At 60.8% G+C, this 20,094-nt stretch carries 17 protein-coding genes; 7 read left to right on the plus strand and 10 right to left on the minus strand.

All coding sequences use genetic code 11. The features are described 5' to 3' along the window. Positions 1–98: 98 nt before the first annotated feature. Positions 99–1,604, minus strand: a complete 1,506-nt coding sequence (locus tag NO878_RS09505; RefSeq protein ID WP_256405752.1) for a hypothetical protein — start codon at positions 1,602–1,604, stop codon at positions 99–101. Between the two features lie 445 nt (positions 1,605–2,049). On the opposite strand from NO878_RS09505, the gene NO878_RS09510 reads away from it, so the two are divergent. From NO878_RS09510 to NO878_RS09530, 5 genes are all read left to right on the plus strand, one after another. Next, the gene (locus NO878_RS09510; RefSeq protein ID WP_256405938.1) at positions 2,050–2,982 is read left to right on the plus strand and encodes a sulfatase-like hydrolase/transferase; all 933 of its coding nucleotides are present in this window, start codon (positions 2,050–2,052) and stop codon (positions 2,980–2,982) included. 168 nt (positions 2,983–3,150) lie between these two features. Continuing rightward, on the plus strand, positions 3,151–4,158 hold the full coding sequence (locus NO878_RS09515; protein WP_256405753.1) for an LTA synthase family protein: 1,008 nt from the start codon (positions 3,151–3,153) through the stop codon (positions 4,156–4,158). Between the two features lie 630 nt (positions 4,159–4,788). After that, entirely contained in the window at positions 4,789–6,336 is a 1,548-nt protein-coding gene (locus NO878_RS09520; protein ID WP_256405754.1) for a DUF58 domain-containing protein, read from the plus strand. Further along, positions 6,329–6,898, plus strand: a complete 570-nt coding sequence (locus tag NO878_RS09525; protein WP_256405755.1) for a DUF8163 family membrane protein — start codon at positions 6,329–6,331, stop codon at positions 6,896–6,898. The genes NO878_RS09520 and NO878_RS09525 overlap by 8 nt, the downstream gene beginning before the upstream one ends. A 24-nt stretch (positions 6,899–6,922) precedes the next feature. Next, entirely contained in the window at positions 6,923–7,831 is a 909-nt protein-coding gene (locus tag NO878_RS09530; RefSeq protein ID WP_256405756.1) for a DUF7982 domain-containing protein, read from the plus strand. An 18-nt stretch (positions 7,832–7,849) separates the two neighbouring features. Here NO878_RS09530 and NO878_RS09535 read toward each other — a convergent pair whose 3' ends face one another. The 6 genes from NO878_RS09535 to NO878_RS09560 form a co-directional block, all read right to left on the minus strand. Next, a complete protein-coding gene (locus NO878_RS09535; RefSeq protein WP_256405757.1) occupies positions 7,850–8,029 on the minus strand; it encodes a hypothetical protein in 180 nt (59 codons plus the stop codon). A gap of 97 nt (positions 8,030–8,126) precedes the next feature. After that, positions 8,127–9,224: a DUF1616 domain-containing protein gene (locus NO878_RS09540; protein WP_256405758.1), complete on the minus strand. Its 1,098-nt coding sequence runs from the start codon at positions 9,222–9,224 to the stop codon at positions 8,127–8,129. A 78-nt stretch (positions 9,225–9,302) separates the two neighbouring features. After that, a complete protein-coding gene (locus NO878_RS09545) occupies positions 9,303–11,522 on the minus strand; it encodes a carboxypeptidase-like regulatory domain-containing protein (RefSeq protein WP_256405759.1) in 2,220 nt (739 codons plus the stop codon). A 70-nt stretch (positions 11,523–11,592) separates the two neighbouring features. Beyond that, positions 11,593–12,633 carry an AAA family ATPase gene (locus tag NO878_RS09550; RefSeq protein ID WP_256405760.1) on the minus strand — a complete coding sequence of 347 codons (1,041 nt, stop codon included), beginning with the start codon at positions 12,631–12,633 and terminating at the stop codon, positions 11,593–11,595. Beyond that, complete coding sequence (locus NO878_RS09555) at positions 12,626–13,711, minus strand: DUF4350 domain-containing protein (protein WP_256405761.1); 1,086 nt, start codon at positions 13,709–13,711, stop codon at positions 12,626–12,628. Before NO878_RS09555 ends, NO878_RS09550 begins: the two co-directional genes overlap by 8 nt. Then, the gene (locus tag NO878_RS09560) at positions 13,711–13,986 is read right to left on the minus strand and encodes a DUF8044 family membrane protein (protein ID WP_256405762.1); all 276 of its coding nucleotides are present in this window, start codon (positions 13,984–13,986) and stop codon (positions 13,711–13,713) included. The genes NO878_RS09555 and NO878_RS09560 overlap by 1 nt, the downstream gene beginning before the upstream one ends. A 151-nt stretch (positions 13,987–14,137) precedes the next feature. On the opposite strand from NO878_RS09560, the gene NO878_RS09565 reads away from it, so the two are divergent. Together NO878_RS09565 and NO878_RS09570 are read left to right on the plus strand one after the other, a co-directional pair. Further along, on the plus strand, positions 14,138–14,338 hold the full coding sequence (locus tag NO878_RS09565; RefSeq protein ID WP_256405763.1) for a lasso RiPP family leader peptide-containing protein: 201 nt from the start codon (positions 14,138–14,140) through the stop codon (positions 14,336–14,338). A gap of 21 nt (positions 14,339–14,359) precedes the next feature. Beyond that, complete coding sequence (locus NO878_RS09570) at positions 14,360–15,277, plus strand: phosphoenolpyruvate carboxykinase (ATP) (protein WP_256405764.1); 918 nt, start codon at positions 14,360–14,362, stop codon at positions 15,275–15,277. On the opposite strand, the gene NO878_RS09575 is transcribed toward NO878_RS09570, so the two are convergent. From NO878_RS09575 to NO878_RS09585, 3 genes are all read right to left on the minus strand, one after another. After that, entirely contained in the window at positions 15,274–17,121 is a 1,848-nt protein-coding gene (locus tag NO878_RS09575; protein ID WP_256405765.1) for a MinD/ParA family ATP-binding protein, read from the minus strand. The two genes, NO878_RS09570 and NO878_RS09575, sit on opposite strands and share 4 nt — an antisense overlap. Before the next feature lie 181 nt (positions 17,122–17,302). Next, complete coding sequence (locus tag NO878_RS09580) at positions 17,303–18,880, minus strand: thrombospondin type 3 repeat-containing protein (protein ID WP_256405766.1); 1,578 nt, start codon at positions 18,878–18,880, stop codon at positions 17,303–17,305. Between the two features lie 93 nt (positions 18,881–18,973). After that, positions 18,974–19,915 carry an NAD-dependent epimerase/dehydratase family protein gene (locus NO878_RS09585; protein ID WP_256405767.1) on the minus strand — a complete coding sequence of 314 codons (942 nt, stop codon included), beginning with the start codon at positions 19,913–19,915 and terminating at the stop codon, positions 18,974–18,976. Between the last annotated feature and the right edge of the window lie 179 nt (positions 19,916–20,094).

Raw genomic sequence — 20,094 nt, forward strand, 5'->3', positions numbered from 1 at the left:
ATTATCTGACTGAAGTAGATATTTTCAGGAATCAGTTCTCTTAAAACTATTTGGGTTTCAGCTGTATTCGCTTCCAATGAGATAAGTCAATACCAAAATTAAATACTCGCTTCTAGGTCAACCATCTCTACCCACTTTGAACCATTCCAGATAACGATCTCGGCATTTCCATCATTATCTGGGTCCCAATTGGTTCCATCTGCTAATGCCATTGCTCCTGTTTGATAGAAGTTTGGTTCTGACTTATGAACCTGAAAATACGTTTGTGTTTGGGGTGCCTCATCATCGCCACCAATCTGAAATCCGCCACTCTGACTCTGTGGATTAATATGCGTAACAGTATGGGGTAAGTTTCCCCGGGCACGTACTTTGTTCCCTCCCCAAACAGTTACATGGGCTTTTGGTGAAGAATCCACTTCTTCAATCTCAAAGATTATGTCATTAAGTGGGTTCATAAACGTCACATCATCTATTGCATTTTCCACTTTGATCACAGCGAATCCCTCGTCCGGTTTTCCCTGTTCACGCTCGTTCATGCTTGCTCCAAGGATAACCGCGTGGTTGCACCCTGTGCCTGTACTTTGAGTAAGTCCAAATTGCATATTGTACTCTTTGCTTGACTCGTATGAGCATGGCCCGACCAACAGTCGGCTGGTTCCGTTAAACAGTATATCACGGTTTCCACCACCGGATCCACCGACGTTGGTGAACGTTACACCCCCTGTAATACTACCAGACCCCGTTGAAATGTATGCCGCTTCATTTGCGTATTCCGAGCCAGCTTTATTTGAATATGTACCTCCAACAATAGCAAACGTTGCTCCGGTCATGCAGAGCGCCGCAGTAGTTTGATACGTGTACTGTTTGTTCCACGGAATTGTGATAGGGGTTGTGTGGAAACTAGCGCAGGTGACATTGCGAAGCGTGTTTCGTGGTCCGTTCATTACAATTGGACCCGCACGGAATCGGCAATTATAGACCTCCCAGTTGACAGCGCCCGATTCATCCTGAAACCCGTCTCGATTGGTGTATATCGCGGGGCCGCTATCATTACCGCCAACTACTTTGAGGCCCTCAAGAGTGATATGAGCAACTCGATTATCACCAGTATGGAACACAGGATTTCCATCCTGTGGATCGTTAATTACAGAGAACGTCCCCGAACCATATCCTGTAATTGATATATTATCTCTTTCTAAGAGTATGTTACCTTCAGTGATTTCCTCTGCCAATATTATATCATCAAAACCTTGATCAAGTGCACCCTGAATTGAATCGAAGGCACTACTCACTGACGGTGCAACGACCGCTGTTGACGACTCCCCTGCTTTCAATAACTCACCCGCCGACACTCTTCCTGCGTTCATCGATTCTACCTTCCGATCGGCCAGCACCCACGTATCGCCATTCCCGTAATACACCGCGCCTGAATCGGTCGCCTCGTATTTAGCCCCTTGTTTCGGCTTGTAGTCACTCTTGTCAGCCTCGGTGCCGCGAATCTCGATGTCAGCGTCGATATTCTCGAAGTTCTCGTTCAGCGCGAGATGCCAGTCTGTCGCACCCTTCTTTGGCCGATTGTAGCCGTGGTTGGGCGTATCAGTCATTAATGACCCCCCAAGGCGCGGACGGGAATAAGATATGGGTGATGTGTCGGTACGTGAGTTCTCGGCGGAAAGCGGCTACCATACTTTAGTATGTCGTGTCGCTACTAATGTTTTCTTGGGCCCCGCTATCACCGTTGATACCCTTATGAATTATGTTGAATCGCTACGATGAAAAGCCGTCAAATTCGTTATATTTGATTATTTTACTACACACTCAAAATTTATATTTATATCTAAATCAATCTAAAGATGTTTTTCGCTCGGGCGGGTGAAACTGTCGCTCAAATGACAAAAGGTATTCGCATATGGTAACTTTAATTCATACACAAGTAATAGATATCCCGGTGTTGACTTGATCAATCAGCTCTGTAGTATCGGCCTGCAGGCTTTGAATATACTCGTTAAGATTATACTAATTGAACTACCGTTTTATCGTGTGATCAATATGGTAAAGCGCGAGTTGGCGGGCGTATGGGGTGTCGGGTGGGCAATAGCACAGTCACATTTACGCTTCGGTTTCAACATCTACGATTACGAATGGGATGCTCTCGTTATCCTCGATGCATGTCGGGTCGATGCTCTTCGTCAAGTCGCGAACGAGTTTGATTTTCTCGACACCATCGGGTCTAAGTGGTCACGCGGGAGTACCTCGAAAGAATGGCTTGACAATACATTCGTGGAAAAACACCGAAGCAAGGTGGCTCAAACAGCATATGTGACGGCTAATTCGTTTGCACGCAAGTTACAGTGGGATAAACTTGACCGGCTGGATTATGTTTTATGTTCGGGTTCCACACTCGCTAGCAGCAACTTTCTCGAGGGTCTAGTAAAATCTGATCAGTTAAGTGCCTCTGATTTTTTATACTTCGATTCGTTATGGGACAGGATGGTAGGTGAATCAAGTCATCACGAGATTCATCCAAAGGTAGTAACCGATAGAGCGATTGATGCTGGTCGGAACACGGACTGCGATCGTCTGATTGTTCACTATATGCAGCCCCATCACCCATTTATATATAAAGATCAGTTGGATGACCTGCATCAAAATCCATTCCAATATCTCGATAGTCAAGATGCGCGAAATAAAGTCTGGAATGCATATATTGAAAATCTCCGGTTCGTATTAGATTACGTCAGCACATTACTTGATAATCTCAACGCCAAAAAAGTTGTAATTACCTCGGATCACGGCGAGTTATTTGGAAAATATCTCAAGACACATCCGGTAGGAGTTATGCACCCAAACCTACGAAAGGTCCCGTGGACAACAGCAACAGCAACTGATAACAAGACACATCAGACAGACAAGTACAATATTGATGACAGTTTGAAAGAAAAAGAAATAAAAGATCGATTGGCGGACCTTGGTTATCTTTAACTTACTTACTCGTGAGCCAATTGACCTATGTGGGCGCAGATATATTTCATGGGAAGTGAAGTAAGTTTCAGATGGCAGAAGCAATCCGCTTGAATAGCCTAGATGGGATACTTTAACTACAAATTTATTTGTTTGTAGTGTACTTACTTTGTTGATGTACTATAGCGAGTGTCAGACGGCCTCGCCACCGAACGATCAAACAAGCAGCACTTTACTTACAAAATGAAAGAAAAATTAAGGGAACTATACGCCGCCTATTTGATTGCATGGCTATCAATTACTTCAAGACAGACAATTGGAACTAATATTTTCGAATCGGACTGGGATATTTTGATAATACTTGATGCGTGTCGGACGGACGCACTACGCGAGGTTGAATCAGAATACGAGTTCTTGCAGGATGTTGATCAAATATGGTCAGTAGGAAGTACTTCAATGGAGTGGATGCAAAAGACGTTCGTCCGGGAATACGAGGAGGAGATATCGAACACCGCGTATATAACCGCTAATACATTTTCTAATGTGCTCACAGGAGACCGAGAGAAGCTTCAATATGGAGCAATTAAGAACACACGTATACAGCAATCAAGCTTGGGAGATAGACTAATCAATTACGGAACTGTCCGGGCAGAAGACTTTGCACATATTGAGCCACTCTGGGCTGACGCGGACTCAAATGATAAGTTTCAGTCAACACAGAAGCCTGGTACTGTGACAGACCATACTGTGAAGGCAGCCAGAAACAGCGACTTTGACCGGGTCGTCGCACACTATATGCAACCACACGCACCGTATTTTTCCACATCAAAAGAGTATCCTGAATTGAACGAATATGAGAAATATCCGTTTCGTTTCCTAAAGACTAAGTCTGAAAAAGAGAAAGTTTGGGAATCCTATATCGACAATCTTCGATACGTGCTTGACCATGTTGAGAGGCTATTGAAAAATGCAGACGGAGATGTTGTGATAACTGCAGATCATGGAGAACTATTTGGAAGGCAGGGAATCTATTCACACATACCAGGATTGCCCCATCCAAGATTAAAACGGGTGCCATGGGTTCAAACTGAAGCAACAGATACGAACACAGTTAACCCCAGTATCAAATTGAATGGAGTTGAAGCGGCTCAGGAGGTTTCTGAGGAGCAGCTGGAAGCACTAGGATATTTAGATTAACTTATTAAGCCACAGACACTTGTGTATCCCGTTGGTTAGCCTATCTTGGGATAGTCAGAGACTCCATTCCACGATTGTTCTTAATGTCATAACAAATTAGAACACGGATATCGATGGGTCATGGAGTTCTCCTAACATCAACTACTTCTATGCATGAAGATTGGTTATACATAACTAGTTCAGCTTTATTATCGCCATCGGGGCCTCACTTTGAACTATCTGCCACGATCATTCCTGCTTTAGTCGGATTTGGTGGTTCGGAGGTATGATTGTGCGGGACGAACTGCGTTGAAGACGGTTCCCACGTGCCGCCTATGAATGACGTTTCTTGTTCGCTCAGCAACGCACAGTATCACACTCGGTCCATGTTGGCCCACACAGTCCTTCTTGTATTGCTTCGACTCAACGGTGACTGTTCGCGACCCCCACAGATCGACGGAAAGCGTCCAGTTCGAGCCGTGATCCGGGTGTGTAAGACTATCGGGTAGAAAAATGATTTGTGCCGCGGTTCACGACTGACTTGATTGGCGAACAATTGTGCGAAATCTCCGCCATCTGAGGATGGCCTTTGGACAGTCTTCTGGCGCCCGTCGCGGTGTTTTATAATGGTCGGGGGTATGATACGATTACATGCGAGCTACGCGCCGGTACTGGAGTACCGTTACCCTTACCGGCGGCCTCACCGCTCTCGGCGTCGCCGCCTCCAATCCGATTCTCCTCGCCGGCGGCGTCACGCTCGGCGTGTGGCTCCTCGCTAACCAAGTCGCGTTTCTCCGAACGCTTCGAACGCTCGCCGCGAGTGACCTCTCGGTCGGGACACTCCGGGAGCGCGTCGCCGTGGGCGAACCCGTTCTCGTCCGCCTGCAGGCGCATCTCGACGAAGCGCTTCCGTTCGGCGTGAGCGTCGATCCGACCCTCCCACCGAGCGCCGAGTGTTCCGAGCCGTCACCGACGGTGTCACTCGAGGCGGGCGACCGATCCGTCGACACGACGTTCGAGGTGACGAGTCCACTGGTGGGTGACCTGATGCTCGGCCCGCCACGCGTCGCAATCCGGGCCGCCGGCGGTCTTTTCGATACCACCATCTGGACCTCGACGGCGGCCGAAGTGACCGTCCGCCCCCGTGCTCCGCGGAACCTCCACGTCGGCGAGGGTGGCAGTCCACTCACCAGCCGCTACGGCGAGCACCGCTCCGACACCACCGGCTCGGGACTGGAACCGTACGAGGTGCGGGAGTACGCCCCAGGCGACGAACTGGCACGCATCGACTGGAAGGCGACGGCGCGTCTCAACCACCCGCACATCCGGGAGTTCGAACTCACGACGACCCACGAGACGGTGCTCGTGGTCGACCACCGGGCGACGATGGGAGTGGGGCTGAACGACGAGAGCAAACTCGACTACCTGCGCGGTATCGCCCACTCGTTTATCAACGCCGCCGCGAGCTTCGGCGACCCGCTGGGGCTGTACACCGTCGGCGACGAGGGGACGACGACGACCCGGAAGCCGACAGCAGGCATCGAGTCCTACGATCCGATCCGAGGGCTCGTCGAGAACATCGAACCGACCGAGTCGAACGCCGAGCGGAGCGGGAGCGACGACGTCTCGCCGAGTCGGGCGCGGAACAGGGCCTCGCGCCTCGACGACGGGTCGGCGCTCGGCACCACGCTTCGGCCGTACTTCGAGACGACGACGACGTACGTGCGCCGACTGCGCGAGCGTCCGCTCTTTCGGACGATGCAACTCGCCCACTCCCGTCTCGGGGGCGGCGCTTGGACGGTTCTGCTCACCGACGACTCCAACCCCACGGAGGTCCGCGAAGCGATCAAACTCGCCCGCCGGAACGGCGGTCAAGTGCTCGTCTTTCTCGCCCCGTCGGTGCTCTACGAGCCGGGAGGGCTCGACGACCTAGATCAGGCGTACGACCGCTACCTGACGTTCGAGGAGTTCCGTGCGTCGCTCGCCCGGATGGACCGCGTCTCGGCGTTCGAGGTGGCGCCCGGCGACCGTCTTGACGCGGTAATCGACCGACACGGCGCGCTGACCCGCCGGGAGCGGAGCCGCGACGTCGCACGCGCGAGCCGCCGATACCAGGAGTACGGCGAGAACCCACGGCAGGGGCTCGCGTACGGCGACGATCCGATGCGTTCGAACGAGGGAGGAGATGTCGATGAGTGAGACGGCGCGGTCAACCGATCACTACAGCCCGATCAGCCGACTGGAGGAGCGTTCACAGCGGGTACCGGAACTGCTCGCCGTGCTCGTCGCCCTCGCCGGCCTTCTGCTTCAAGGCGAGCGTCTCGGCGTCCTCGCCGGCGTCGTCCTCGTCGTCCTCTGGCTGTTCCTCCGAGTGGAGTTCGTGTTCGCGACGGGCGTCCTCGCCGTCGCCGGCCTCGGTGATCCGCTCTCACTCGGGACGGTCCTGACGCTCTCGGGGCTTGGCGGCTTGCTGGCCGTCGACTTGGCTCGCACCTGGGACTCGATTGGCGCCGTCGCCCTGTTCTTGGCCCTGTTCGTCGTCGCCGGGGGAATACTCGCCGCGACTCAAGTCGTCGCCGTACGGGGGCTTGGACTCGGCGCGGCCGCCCTCCTCGCGGGGCTGGCGTACGCCCTCCACCGGTACGAGCGCTTTCGTTTCGGGACGATCGACACCGCGACGGCCGGCGATACCGGTCCCGTCGGGGAGAGCGACTGGCCGGGCGCCGACCGCGACACGGGAACTCCGGAGGATGAACCATGAACGACTCAGTCGAGGTGTCCGTCAATGAGTAGTCAAGAGGAGACGACACGCGAGCGGGGAGACGGGAACGCGTCGGCCCGCGACCCGGGGGAGCGTCGCCCGGATCAGAAGCCCTCGCTCTCGGAGTTCGACGAGGCGGAACTGACGGCACTCGTGGAGGAACTTCGGGCCGAGAATCGACGGCTCCGGGAGGAGTACGCCCGCGCACAGCAGGCGGAGTACCGGCGTTCTGCGGCGGCACTACTCGCGCTCGGCGTCCTCGCGGTCCTCGGAGGACTCGTGTTGCCCATCGGGACCGAACTCCTCTTCATTTTGGGGGCGATCGGACTCTTCGGCGGCGCGATGACGTGGTTTCTCACGCCCGAGCGACTCGTCACCACGACGGTCGGGCGCTCGGTCTACGGGTCGGTCGCCGACACGGGCGAACGCTTACGGGCCGAACTCGGACTCCGGGAGACGAACGTCTACGTGCCCGTCGATGGCGGGGCGGGCGATGGGGTTCCGGTCCGGCTGTTCGTTCCGCAGTCGTCGAGTTACGAGCTCCCGGCGAGCGAGGAGTTGACCTCGCTGTTTGTCCTGCCCGAGTCGCGGACGCGGCGAGGGATCGCGGTGCGGCCGACCGCCGCTCGCATAGTCCAGGAGTTCGAGACTGCAGTCGGGGGCATCGCCGAGACGCCGGCTGATCTCGGGGCGCAGTTGGCCGACGCGCTCGTCGAACAGTTCGAAGTCGTCGACGGGGCGGAGCCGGAGATCGACGCCGACGGCGGGCGGATCACACTCGTGATCCGGGGAAGCGCCTACGACGACGTCGCCGCGTTCGATCACCCGGTCGCGTCGTTTCTCGGGACGGGAATCGCCTACAGCCTCGACCGACCGGTCACCGTCGAAACGACCGAGGACGGGGGGCGGACGCTCGTCACCTGCCGGTGGTGAGACGCCCGAGCAGCGCCGTCACTCGCCGTATCCTCCCGTACCGTAGCCGTCGACGCCGTAGGTCCCTGTCTCTCCACTGAAAGCCGACAATCCGGACTCCGACGGCTCGGAGACGCTCGTGTAGGCGGCGACGGAAGCCGCTGCGACCGCGATGGCGACATATTCACGTCGAGTCAACGACTGTTCTGGCAGATCCATAGGTGCGTGGTCGACGGTGACGTGTTGGTCGACGTGATAGTTGATAATTGTGGTGGGAATGGAGTCTATCGGGAGATACAGAGGGAATCAGGTGTCGTCACGCCGTCGTTCGTGGCTCCCGTGTCGTCGATGCCACAGCCGGTGACAGCCCCTCGGGACGGACCGAGGGCTCGGCCGTCCCGTTCGTCGGCGCGGTCACGTTCACCCAGAGGTGGACCTCGCGGTACGCGTTGTCGGTCGTCGGCTCAGCGGGCAGATCGCCTCTGTACAACATGTAGGTCAACCGGAGACGTTCGCCCGTCATCGTCGGGGTGAAGCGGTGTCGGTAGTGCCAACTTTTGTTATGGGGCACCGTCGACGAAAACTGCTCTAACGGTTCGACTTCAAGCACACGCGTCGAGTTGTCTTCGATGCGGACGCGTTGAAGTTCGCTGACCACGGTGTAGGTAACCGTTTCGTACTCGTAGTTGCCGACGCCGACGATCAACTGCTGAGACTCGCCGGCAGTGAACTCCGTCGGGTAGTCGTCGGCAACAAGCTCGCCGCTCTCGTCTTCTGTTAAGATGTAGAACTCGGAGAATGTCCCGGCCTGTCGTGGGGCGCCGACCGCGTAGCCGACGCTTCCGAGGGCCAAGATGACACTCACCACCACCAGGATATTAAGTGCGAGGTCGGTTCGCGTGTCCGGTTCAAGTAGCGTCGAACGGGCCCGCTCGATCCATCGCTCGTACGGGATGTGCAATCTGTCCGAAGGGTCGAGAGCGGTTCGGCGGCGGGCTGCGAGATACGCCAACGCAAGTGTGAGCGCACCGATCGGAGCCACGGTTGAAACGAGACGGCTTGCTCCTGGGATGAGGCTCAGTATCAGATCGGTGGCGACAACGATAGCGAGACTCGCGCCGAATGAAAGGGCGGCCCGCTTGGAGCCGCTCATCCCACGACTGCCGAGATCGGTCGTCGTTTCGTCGACATCCGGTGCGCTCTCTCCAGCGTGACTACTGGCCGCGGGAAAGAGCACCGCGACAACGACGTAACCGGGGGCGAACAGCATGATCGGGAGAGTGATCAAAGTGCTTAGCGTCGTTCCACGTATTCCCGGAAGCAATGAGAGGGCAACAGCGAGAACGACGAAGATCACAAGACCCACAAGATCGACCGGAGGGGCTCGACGGTCGGCGTCGTGATCTGCACTCATCAACGCCCACTATTCAGACGAGCGACAAAAATTGGTCGCCCGTGATCGAGACAGCTCGACACTGTCCCGTGATCGATATCAATCATCCGCATGGGACGTTCGATCAGAGACACGTTCCCGCCCGAGAACGTGTGCTGCGCTATCGAGGGCAGCATGAGCTGTCTCAACCGTGCTCCGAGCGGGTGAGAACGCCGCACTCTCATAGGCCGCGGTGAGTCGTTCGAGCGCCTCGCGCTGGTCGTCGGCGAGCGCGTCTCGGTGGACGGTCAGAAGTTCCCAGTGTGTGAGTGACGGGTCGACGCCGAGTCGCGACTGCAAGTGGTGCCTGACCGCACCGTAAGCGACGATGACGGCGTCGTCCGTCCGTCCGTCGTTGAACCGGGAGTGAGCCGCCTGCATGAATGTTTCCTCCTGGTCTACGTCGGCGTCAGCGGTGTCGCCGTCGCCTCCGCGCTCCGTCGCGGGAGACGGCATCTCGGCCGGCCAGTCCGTCCCAGCACTACCGGAGTCGTGTCCGAGCAACGATCCTACGGCGCCGATACGTCGGCTCATGCCGCCAAATCGGAGACGACCACGGCCCCGGAGGGCCGCCCCCGACGCGACGAGAAAGATGAGGAGGACAGCGAGCGAGCCGACGGCGAAGGGCACGGGATCGAGGCGCAACAGCGGTTGGATGCGGTCGGCGACGACCTCACTAGCGGGGGGTATCTCCGGTAAGCCCGTCGAGACGGGTCCGACGCCCGCCCGAAGTTCGACCGGTTCGAGATTGCCGCCCGGGGGATCGTAGACGACCGTCAGTACCGCCGTCCCGTTCGCAGGGAGATCGAGAAGCGAGACGTTGCGCTCGAAGGTGCCTTCGTCGGAGAGCGAGACAGTCGTGATGGGGTTCCCGTCGCGGCGAATCTCCAGACTCGCATTGGAGACGCGCGTCGTCCCGACTCGCATGGCGCCAAAGATCCGAGCAGTATCGGCGTCGAGGCGTTCGGTACCGGCGAAGAGTCGCGGAGTCGTCCGCTCCACCTCGACGGAACGGGATACCGGATCGGCCCGGAGCGCGCGGTCGCCCGGCGCCAGCGAGACGGTGAGTGACGACGATCCGGAGGGGACGGCCGCGGGAACTTGTCCCGTCGCCACGAATCTCCCCGTCTCGTTGGTTTCCGTCGTGGCCAAGGGAGTCCCGTCGACCGAGACGATCACGGAGGCGTTCGGCGCGCCGACGCCGCCAGCGCCGAGTCGCCCGCGGACCCGCAGTTCGTCGCCGAACCCGACCGTGGAGGTCGTCTCGTTCAACTGCAGGGTCGCCTCGGTCGGCCGGACCGAGACGTTGGTTCGGTTCTCGACCGGCGTGTATTCGGAGTCGTCGCGGGGACGGTACCGGACGACGACCGTCGCGTTCCCGACGGGTGCCGCGGTCGGCCGGTAGGTGACGTTGAACGTTCCGTTCGCGTTCGTTTCGGTTCGAAGGGTCATCTCGGGGGTCTGAACGACGATGGAGCGGTCCGACAGCGGGCGTCCGTCGTCGGGGTCGGACAGTCGTCCACGGACGACGGCCGGATCGTCGAACGACGCCGGGGTCACGTTCCGGGAGAGAACGAGTCGGGGCGGGTTGAACGACGCGGTTCGGACCTCCTCGGTCGTCGCGGAGGCGTTCGACATCGTCGACGACGTGATCGAACGGGCACGGGAAACGGGGATGGTGCTGTTGCCGGCGAGGATCCGATAGTCGGATATAACCCGGTCGCCCGCGGCCACGACGGCGTCACCCTGCTGTGAGACGCGGCGGGCGAGCGCCTGTGCCCGCCGAACCCGACCCTGCTGGCGCACCCGACGGTAGGTTTCGAGCGTCGAACGGTAGCGAACGACCGCCCGGACGAACGCGAACTGGTGTTCGGCCGTCCGGTTCAGTACGCGACTCGCCGCGTCATCGCCGGGATCGCCGGTCAGTCGCGCCACGTTGGAGTATCGCGCCGCGAGAGACGAATACGCGCCGCCCTCGGTGAGAGCGGCACAGGTACCGTTGGCCGCAGGGTCAGTCCGGCGGGCGCAGTCCGCAAGCGTCGTCCCGATCCGGTCGCCGAGCCAAGATTGGACGGCCGTGAGGTTGCCACGCGCACGCACGTTGTCTGGGTTCTGATGCACCGTCGTCGAGTTGTTCGTCGACTGCATCTGTGCCGCCGTCGGGTCGGCGGCTGGCTCGGTAGTCTCGGCGGTCACAGGTGTCGTCGCGGGCATCACGACCGGCGTGACGAGCAACAGTACCCCGATCACGACGGCCGCCCTCTGGCGCGTGTCGGTCATCGGTCGTTCGTGTCACTACCGGAGCGGTCGGATGCCGATCGGGATGGGGGTCGGCTGGGTGACACGAGGATCAGTCGTCGGTCCCGTCGGCGTCGTCGGGGGCGTCGCCGCCGTCGCCGACGGGGGTCGCAGCGGTGGTTTCCGCGCTAGCGTGCGTGTAGTCCGCACTCGCATCCGGCGGCGTCACGTCGGCGAGAACGTTCCGGATGACCGCCCGGGGCGCGACGTCGCTCAGTTCCGCGTCCGTCGAGAGGACGAGTCGGTGGGCCAACACCGGCTCGGCCAAGGCCTTCGGATCGTCGGGGATGGCGTAACTGCGCCCTCGGATCGCGGCGCGGGCCTTCGAGGCCTGGAGCAGGGCGATGGCAGCACGGGGAGAGGCCCCGTAGGCGACGTCGGCGCTCTCTCGTGTCCGCTCGACGATGTCGAGAACGTAGTCCCGGACCTCCGCGTTCAGAAACACGTCGTCGACGGCTCGCTGGGCGGCGAGGATGCCGTCGGCGTCGACGACGGGCGTGACGTCGTCGGAGTCTTGGGCGGGGTCGGCGTCGAACGCGTCGAGCAGTTCGGTTTCGAGCGATCGATCCGGAATTCCGACCCGGAGCTTCGCCAGAAAGCGGTCGCGCTGGGCCTCCGGCAGGCCGAACGTGCCCTCCATCTCGATTGGGTTCTGGGTCGCCACGACCATGAACGGCTCCGGGAGGTCGTGAGTCTCGCCCTCGATGGTCACCTGTCCCTCCTGCATGGCTTCGAGCAGCGCGCTCTGTGTCTTCGGCGTCGCGCGGTTGATCTCGTCGACGACGACGAGATTCGAGAAGATCGGCCCCTTCTGCAGATCGAACTCCCCCGTTTCGGCGCGATAGATCCGGGTCCCCGTGATGTCCGCCGGAAGAAGGTCTGGGGTCATCTGGATGCGGCGATAGTCGAACCCGAGCGTGCGCGCAAAGAGGGTCGCTATCGTCGTCTTGGCCACCCCCGGGACGCCTTCGAGCAGGACGTGTCCCCGCGTGAACAGCGCGATAGTGAGCCCCTCCAGGATCTCCCTGTTGCCGACGAGCACCTGCCCCGCTTCGGTTCGTATCCCGTCGAACAACGCAGCGGGGTCACCCATTGTCTCCTCTGTTGTCATTGGTCGACTCAAGTGTCTCTTGTTCACCATCAGTGATAACTCCTGCCACCAGACGTGTCAGAACCTCGTTATTCCAGTCGGGATGTCGACGGGCGAGCCCACGGCGGAGGCGGTCGCGTGAGGCAGCCGTCGGGTCTCTCGATTTCGACCGCGACCTCGACAGGCGATCCCTGACGAACCGTGTGTTCACGGCCAGCAGAATCACCAGGAGACCGACCCCGACGAGAACCAACAGGCCAGGGCTCTGCTGGAGCGCGAGCGTCGCGCTGGCGAGCAAGGGAAGCCCGCTCGTGTGCGAGTAATCGAGGACCGTCGTCCTGGCACCGTCGACGAGTCCACGAACGAAACGTCGGTTTCCCTCGTGTTCGAGCATGGCGTTGATGAAGAGACTGGAGTCGGCGACGACGATAGCCTGCCCCTCCCCGACCTGTTCGACGGTGACGACGGGGTAGCGCCGCAGCGACTCGGTGCCGTCGAGTCGTTCGTTCCCGTTCGCGTCGACGTACGCGAACGGCGATGTTTCGACGAGAACGTTCGCGTCGCCGGGGCGGAGAGCGGTGCCGTGATTCAAGACGAGTTCGTCGACGCCAGCCGTCGGGCCGGCATCCCTGACACCGGTCGCGGCCGTGATATTCGGCGATCGGTAGTAGTGTCGCTCGTCGCGCACCGGCCGGCCGTCGACGCGGGCGCTGGCGCCGATTCGCTGGAGCAGCGGGTTCGTCTGCGGGCCGAAGTCCTCCGCGACGACGAGCGTCCCGCCCGCACGAACGAACCGTCGGAGTCGTGTCGCCTCCGCGTCACTGTACGGCTCGTCGGGCGAGAGGACGATGGCGACAGTGCCCTCAGGCGCGACGCCGTCGTAGGCTGTCATCCGGGGAGCGAGCAAGAGCGACGTCTCGGCCGCACCGACCTCGCTCCGAAGCTCCGACGTACCCGACCAGCCCGGGTTGTACGCGCCGAAGGCGTCGTCGGAGACGGACACCGCCCACCCGCCGGTGACGAGGAGGGCAACGGCCAGTCCAACCGCGAGCATGCCCGGAACGCCCTGAAGTCGGACCATCAGAACACCTCGGGCGGGAGCAAGGCCAGCAGGCGCCGGAGGAGAATGTAGCCGAAGCCGGCAAGCCCGAGCAGGACCACCCAGCGCAACCGTCGGCGCCAGCGGGGTGTCACCCTGAACGGCGCGGTCAGTTCGACGGCGATCAACAGGCCGATGAGCGAGACGATAAAAAATAGTTCGTACGTAAGCGACTCCAAGAGTGTGAGCACGAGCGCCGCGGCCAGCATCCACGCGACGTGGATATGAACGAACCGACGGCGTTTCGTGACGGGCATACGATCAGCCACGACACCCACCGATTTGAACGTGACGCCTGTTCGACAATCTATCGGGGTGTCATATCCATCTGTCCGCGACTCGGGTTGGCAATCAGCAGTGATAGATGGGCGAAAAGGTACATCACTGACTTCACGAAAACACGCGAGCATGAAGCAATACGAGTCGCCGGAGGTCGTCGAACTCGGCGACATCGATGAGGTGACCGACACGTGGAACCAGTCACCAGCGGGAAACGATCACACGACGAAATGGGATGACGACGGCTGGGACTGGGGCTGGGGAGATGACGACCACGACGACTGGGACTGGGGTTGGGGGGACGACGATGACGACGACTGGGGCCGGTAAGAGCGAAACGAGGACGCGGTCGTGACGAACCCCGGGCGAGACAGATACGAGGCGTTCGGGCTCTCGGTCGCGTCGGCGTGGCCGCTCTCGCAGCTTTCGCCCGTCGAGGGACAGTCCGCCGAGCCGGACGTGATCGTCGAAACCGGAGCGTTACCCCAGCGCCCCGAAGGCGTCACGGAGGAGTCGACGACGATCCACGCGGACGACGACCGAGGATTCACCACCCTCCGAACACCCGATGCACTCTACTGGTTCTACGAGGGTGTCGGCACGCTTCGGATTCGAGAGGGACGTGACATCGTCGTCGACCCGGCACCGGCCGCCGCGCGAGCGGCAGTCGAGCGACTGCTCCTCGGACCGGGGATGCAGTCGGTGCTCGTCCAGCGGGAACACCTAGTATTGCACGCCAGCGCGGTCGTGATCGGGGATAGCCTCGTCGCGGTGGCCGGCCCGTCCGGGCGGGGGAAGTCGACGGTGGCCGCGGCGTGTTCTGCCGCGGGGCACGTCGTTCACGCCGACGACACCGTGGCGGTCGACTCCGGTGACTGCGGGCCGTGTGTCCCGCCGGGAGTTCCGTCGCTCGGGGTGGCTCCCGTGGTCGCCAACTCGCTGTCGCTGGGGGGCGACGAGGTTGAAGGAAGAATCGCGGTCGACGACGACCGCTTCTCGGACGGAGCACGGCGGATCGAGCGGGTCTACCTGCTGGCGGACGACGAGGCGTTCGGCGTCGATCCGCTACCGAACGGGGCCGCCGTGTTCGCACTGTTGCGGGCCTCGTACTCCCTGTACGACGACACGAACGCGGACAGGGCGGCCAGCCACCTGAGCGCCTGCGGGACGCTCGCGGGTACGGCAAGGATTCGGCGACTTCGGCGGCCTCGGTCGCTGGATCGACTCCCCGAACTCGTCCGGTTGTTGGAACGGGATCTGAGCGACTAAACTGTGCCGCCGTATCCGCCCTCGCCGTACCCGAACTCGCCGTAGTCGTCCACATCGTCGTCCGGAACCGGAGTTGGCGTGCTGGTGGGTGTCTCTGTTGGTGTTGGAGTGCTGGTAGGAGTCTCTGTCGGCGTTGGCGTGCTGGTAGGGGTCTCCGTCGGCGTCGGCGTTGGCGTTGGGGTGCTGGTAGGAGTCTCTGTTGGCGTCGGCGTTGGGGTGCTGGTAGGAGTCTCTGTTGGCGTCGGCGTTGGGGTGCTGGTAGGAGTCTCTGTTGGCGTCGGCGTTGGGGTGCTGGTAGGAGTCTCTGTTGGCGTCGGCGTTGGTGTACTGGTAGGAGTCTCCGTTGGTGTACTGGTAGGAGTCTCCGTTGGTGTACTGGTAGGAGTCTCTGTTGGCGTCGGCGTTGGGGTGCTGGTAGGAGTCTCCGTCGGCGTGCTGGTGGGTGTCTCCGTCGGTGTACTGGTAGGAGTCTCCGTCGGCGTACTAGTAGGAGTCTCTGTCGGCGTACTAGTAGGTGTAGGAGTCGAGGTGGTCTGTGACGAGCCACCACCACCGCCACCACCACCGACTGCAGCGGCGGGGGACGGCGAATCGGGCGTAGGTGTTGGCGTTGGCGTTTTGGTTGGCGTCGCCGTCGACGTGTCGGTTGGTATCGCGGTCACCGTGTCGGTTGGCGTCGTCGCCGCGGATTCGGTCGCAGTCGCCGTCGGGGTCGCGGTTTCGTCGTTCGCCGCGATGGAGGTGGCGGTCCGGGTCGCCGTCGCGGTCGGCGATTCGGTCGTTGCCGTCCCGCCGTTGTTCGTGAGCGGCGTCCCTCCGTATCCGAAGCCCTCGACGTCGGGAACCGATTCGGTCGGCGCCGCGTTCTCGACGTCGCTCGGGCCGAGAAGACCGGTCGAGAACGCACCCACGATCCCCATGACGAGCGTTACGAGGGCGCGACGGGTAGTCAGGAGGGGCGCGGAGTCCTCGTCTGGCCCCGCGGACGGCTCGCCGTCTGTGGACGCGGTACCCCGCCCGGCAGGTGCCGTATCGGCGTCGGCTCCGTCCGACGAGTCGCCGCCCGATCCATCCGTCACCGCGTCCCCGGCGAGCGACGCTTCGAGTTCGTGGACGGGCGTCTCGCCCTCGGCGACCGCTCCGTCGTCGGTTCCGAGCGCCGTCTTGGGAGAATCGATCAGGCTCGTCGCAAGGTCCTCGGCAGCCAGCGACAGCGGGTGTTCGGGCGCGTTACTCAGGAAGGAGAGATCCGACTGATCGCCGTCTATCTCCGGGATCCGACCGATTTCCGGGGCGTCACGGTCGAGCGGTTCGGGATCGGACCCATCCTCGACACGCGTCAAGACGGTCCCGATGGGTTCGTTGCCCCGGTCGTCTAGGTGTTCGAGGAGGATCGCGGAGTCCTGTCGGGCGATACGTCCCGGCGTCGAGACGACGAGAGTTCCGTCGGCGGCGTCGAGTGCCACGCTCGTATCCGGCGCAGTCGGGCGACCTGTATCGAGAAGGACGACGTCGAACGTTTCGACTCGTTCGGCGAGTTCGTGCAATCCCGACGGATCGACGGTCGCGAACGCGTCCGCCGTTCGTGAACCCGACAGGAGTGAAACGCCCGTCGGCGTCGAACACACGGCGTCGTCGAGGGATACGTCCCCGGCGAGGACGTCGTGAACCGTCGGTTCGTCCGCGTCAAGGCCGAGATACGCTCCCAGATCGGGACTCGTGAGGTCAAAATCGACTAACAGGACGGCGTGCCCGGCATCGGCGAGTGCGTCGCCGAGCGCCGCGACGGTGACGGTTTTCCCGACACCGCGTTTTCCGCTCGCCACGGCGTAGATGTCCACCATTTGGAATCACGACGGACTCAACGGTCCCGAAATATATGCTCGCGGGCGCAATTATCAACAGAGAATTTTGTGGCGTCCGCGTGAATCAAGATAATGATAAGGAGGAGTACTGCTGAGATAGACGTTAGCGAGCCGAGATTAGAAGATAAGCCAGCGGTTCTGATGCCGAGGACAGCTCCGATTATCGAGAGCGAACTGGTGAGGTCGCGTACCCCTCTCGTTCGAGTTGGTCCGCGAAGTGCTGCGGGAGGTACTCGTGGGCCCGAGGGTCATCCGGTTCGTAGCGGGTCCACCCACTTTTCGTAGACCTGTCCGAAATATCGTCTTCCGGATCAGGAGGCTTGTACTGTGGGTCCGGTTCTCCCAGAATATTCTGCAGGAGTCCGCGGATAATGAGTCGGTCACGGTATGGGATGGTTCCTCCCCGCGGAGCCCTCTGGTCCTCGTCGACTAACACCACGCGTCCGGGCGTCTCGGCCCATCCATCGTAGTTGATCTCTTCATCGTGTAGTCGCGCGAGTATCACGTGGTGATAGACTTCCTTGCGGGAACCCATCGTGTCAGTCGTTGAGTTCAGCCGAGCAGCCCACTGCGCTGTGACTCCATGAGAAAACTCACGCTCCATCGGGACTGACCCACCACTAGCGAAGTGCACGTCGATACCCGTCGTTCCGTCTGGATTCTCGACGTTCATGTTCTTGAACGCCGCGCGGATGGTCGTCCGTTCGCTGTCCCGGAACCGCCACGCCTCCTCGGAGTGAGAGACGAGAACGTAGAGATCCATCGCCAGGGGGTCCGCGCCGGGCAGGTCGGCGCCGCCCGGCGTCTCGCCCCGCACCTCCCAGCCGTCCAACAGCGAGTCGCCGTCCGTGTCGGGGTTGGTGGCGTTCGTGCCGAGTTCGAGTTCGCGCCCGTCGTCGAGCGCGTCCTCGTCGGTGTCGTTCATCGTCGCGTTGGTCGGTCCCGTGATTTCGGTGTTATCGTCGAGGCCGTCCCCATCCGTATCGACAGTCAGCGGATCCGTTCCCAGCGTCACTTCGCGCCCGTCACGAATTCCGTCGTCGTCCGTGTCGACGGACAGCGGATCGGTTCCCCGCTGTAGTTCGGCGCTGTCGTTGAGGCCGTCCTCATCGGTGTCGGCGAGGGTGGGGTTCAATCCCGCTTCGATTTCCCGCCCGTCGAGGACGCCGTCGCCGTCCGTGTCCGCGACCAGCGGATCGGTCCGACCGTCGAGTTCGGCCGCGTCGTCGAGTTTGTCATCGTCGGTATCGACCAGTAGGGGGTCGGTACCGAGTTCCCGCTCTCGACCGTCCTCGAGTCCGTCGCCGTCCGTATCGGCGACCAGCGGATCGGTGCCGAGTTCCACCTCTTTGCCGTCGTTGAGACCGTCACCGTCCGTGTCGGGATTGGTCGGGTCGGTGCCGACGAGCCGTTCGCGTTCCGCGGAGAGCCCGTCGTCGTCAAGTTGTCCCGTCGATTCGGCCCCGGAACCGGACTGTCCCCCAGCACCCGACATGGACTCGGTCGGCGCCGACGTCGAACTGCCGGACTGGGAGGTCGATGAGGTACCGCTTGGAGTCGCAGTCGACGTCTCCGTCCCCGGCTGGTCGTCGGAAGCGATGCCGGCACAGCCAGCGGAAAGCACCAACAGCGAGGCGATCAGCGTCGCAACGAGCCGACGCGTCGAGCGACTTCGGGACTCGGACGTCGCTCGTTCCGAGCGCGAGTCTCGGCGTTCTCTCCGGGCCTCATCTGGCATCGGTGGTCGTCTATGTCGAAACAGTCAAACAACATAGGTCTTGAGGTGTTCGGGGGACCGAAACGTGAGCGTTCTCTATTACGTGAGCGTTCTCTATTCCTTGTACGCCGCGCACACACGCGCGACGCCGTCCTCGAAGTCGACAGCGGGCTCCCAGCCGGTCGCCTCGTGAAGCTTCGTGGCGTCTGCCATCGTATCGTGGACGTAGACGTCGAGCGGATTCTCGATGTACTGGGGGTCGATATCGGTCCCGAGTTCGTCGTTGATCATCTCGACCATCGAGTTGAACGTGTAGCTCTCGCCGGTGCCGACGTTGTAGATACCGTCGAGTTCGTGGTCGGCGGCGAGTTCGGTGGCCCGCACCACGTCGTCGACGTGGGTGAAATCGCGGGTCTGCGTGCCGTCGCCGAACAGTTCGGGCGACTCGCCCGAGGCGATGGCGTCGGCGAACTGCGCCACCGTGTTCGCGTACTCGCCTTTGTGTTCCTCCGCGCCGCCGTAGCCCTGGTAGACCGAGAAAAATCGCAGGCCAGCGAGGGTCATGTCGTAGTGGTTGCCGAAGTACTCACCGTACTGCTCGCGCGCGAGCTTCGACGCCTCGTAGCAGGTGCGTGCCTCGATGTCCATATCCTCGGGCGACGGTTCGGTTCGAGACCCGTAGATGGAGGAAGTGGTGGCGTAGACGACGGTGTCACAGCCGTCGCGGCGGGCCTGTTCGACCGTGTTGACGAACCCCTCGACGTTGACCCGCGTGGCCTCGCGTTTGTGCTCCTCGACCATCGTATACGAGGAGTAGGCCGCGAGGTGAAAGACGACGTCGACGTCCGTCGGCAGGTCGTCGTCGAGGACGCTCCCGTCGACAAACTCGACCGGCCCACTGGCGTTGCCTTCGGCGTCGACGCCGTCGAGATTCTCCGGCGTCCCGAGGTGACAGTCGTCGAGCGCGATTACGTCGTTGTCGGCGGCGAGATGATTCGCCAGATTCGAGCCGATGAACCCCGCCCCGCCCGTCACGAGGACTCGCTTTCCTCTCATAGCCTGGACAAGTTTCGGCAGCGTCAAAGCCGTACCGGTTCTTGCAATCTGTTCGTTCGGGGAGTACGTCGGGACACGCTCGACTCGGTGTCGCCCGACCACGGCTTCCGGAGACTCACTCGCCTCGGGCCGTGAGGTTCACGTCTCCGGAACACTTACCGTAGTCAATTCTACACCGA

It is taken from the genome of Haloplanus ruber (assembly GCF_024494725.1).
GTDB classification, from domain to species: Archaea; Halobacteriota; Halobacteria; order Halobacteriales; family Haloferacaceae; genus Haloplanus; species Haloplanus ruber.

Excerpts from the sequence above, each read along its gene's own strand:
- NO878_RS09505 (WP_256405752.1), bottom strand. The coding sequence starts at position 1,604 with ATGACTGATACGCCCAACCACGGCTACAATCGGCCAAAGAAGGGTGCG.
- NO878_RS09510 (WP_256405938.1), top strand. The coding sequence starts at position 2,050 with ATGGTAAAGCGCGAGTTGGCGGGCGTATGGGGTGTCGGGTGGGCAATA.
- NO878_RS09520 (WP_256405754.1), top strand. The coding sequence starts at position 4,789 with ATGCGAGCTACGCGCCGGTACTGGAGTACCGTTACCCTTACCGGCGGC.
- NO878_RS09525 (WP_256405755.1), top strand. The coding sequence starts at position 6,329 with ATGAGTGAGACGGCGCGGTCAACCGATCACTACAGCCCGATCAGCCGA.
- NO878_RS09530 (WP_256405756.1), top strand. The coding sequence starts at position 6,923 with ATGAGTAGTCAAGAGGAGACGACACGCGAGCGGGGAGACGGGAACGCG.
- NO878_RS09535 (WP_256405757.1), bottom strand. The coding sequence starts at position 8,029 with ATGGATCTGCCAGAACAGTCGTTGACTCGACGTGAATATGTCGCCATC.
- NO878_RS09540 (WP_256405758.1), bottom strand. The coding sequence starts at position 9,224 with ATGAGTGCAGATCACGACGCCGACCGTCGAGCCCCTCCGGTCGATCTT.
- NO878_RS09545 (WP_256405759.1), bottom strand. The coding sequence starts at position 11,522 with ATGACCGACACGCGCCAGAGGGCGGCCGTCGTGATCGGGGTACTGTTG.
- NO878_RS09550 (WP_256405760.1), bottom strand. The coding sequence starts at position 12,633 with ATGGGTGACCCCGCTGCGTTGTTCGACGGGATACGAACCGAAGCGGGG.
- NO878_RS09555 (WP_256405761.1), bottom strand. The coding sequence starts at position 13,711 with ATGGTCCGACTTCAGGGCGTTCCGGGCATGCTCGCGGTTGGACTGGCC.
- NO878_RS09560 (WP_256405762.1), bottom strand. The coding sequence starts at position 13,986 with ATGCCCGTCACGAAACGCCGTCGGTTCGTTCATATCCACGTCGCGTGG.
- NO878_RS09565 (WP_256405763.1), top strand. The coding sequence starts at position 14,138 with ATGAAGCAATACGAGTCGCCGGAGGTCGTCGAACTCGGCGACATCGAT.
- NO878_RS09575 (WP_256405765.1), bottom strand. The coding sequence starts at position 17,121 with ATGGTGGACATCTACGCCGTGGCGAGCGGAAAACGCGGTGTCGGGAAA.
- NO878_RS09580 (WP_256405766.1), bottom strand. The coding sequence starts at position 18,880 with ATGCCAGATGAGGCCCGGAGAGAACGCCGAGACTCGCGCTCGGAACGA.
- NO878_RS09585 (WP_256405767.1), bottom strand. The coding sequence starts at position 19,915 with ATGAGAGGAAAGCGAGTCCTCGTGACGGGCGGGGCGGGGTTCATCGGC.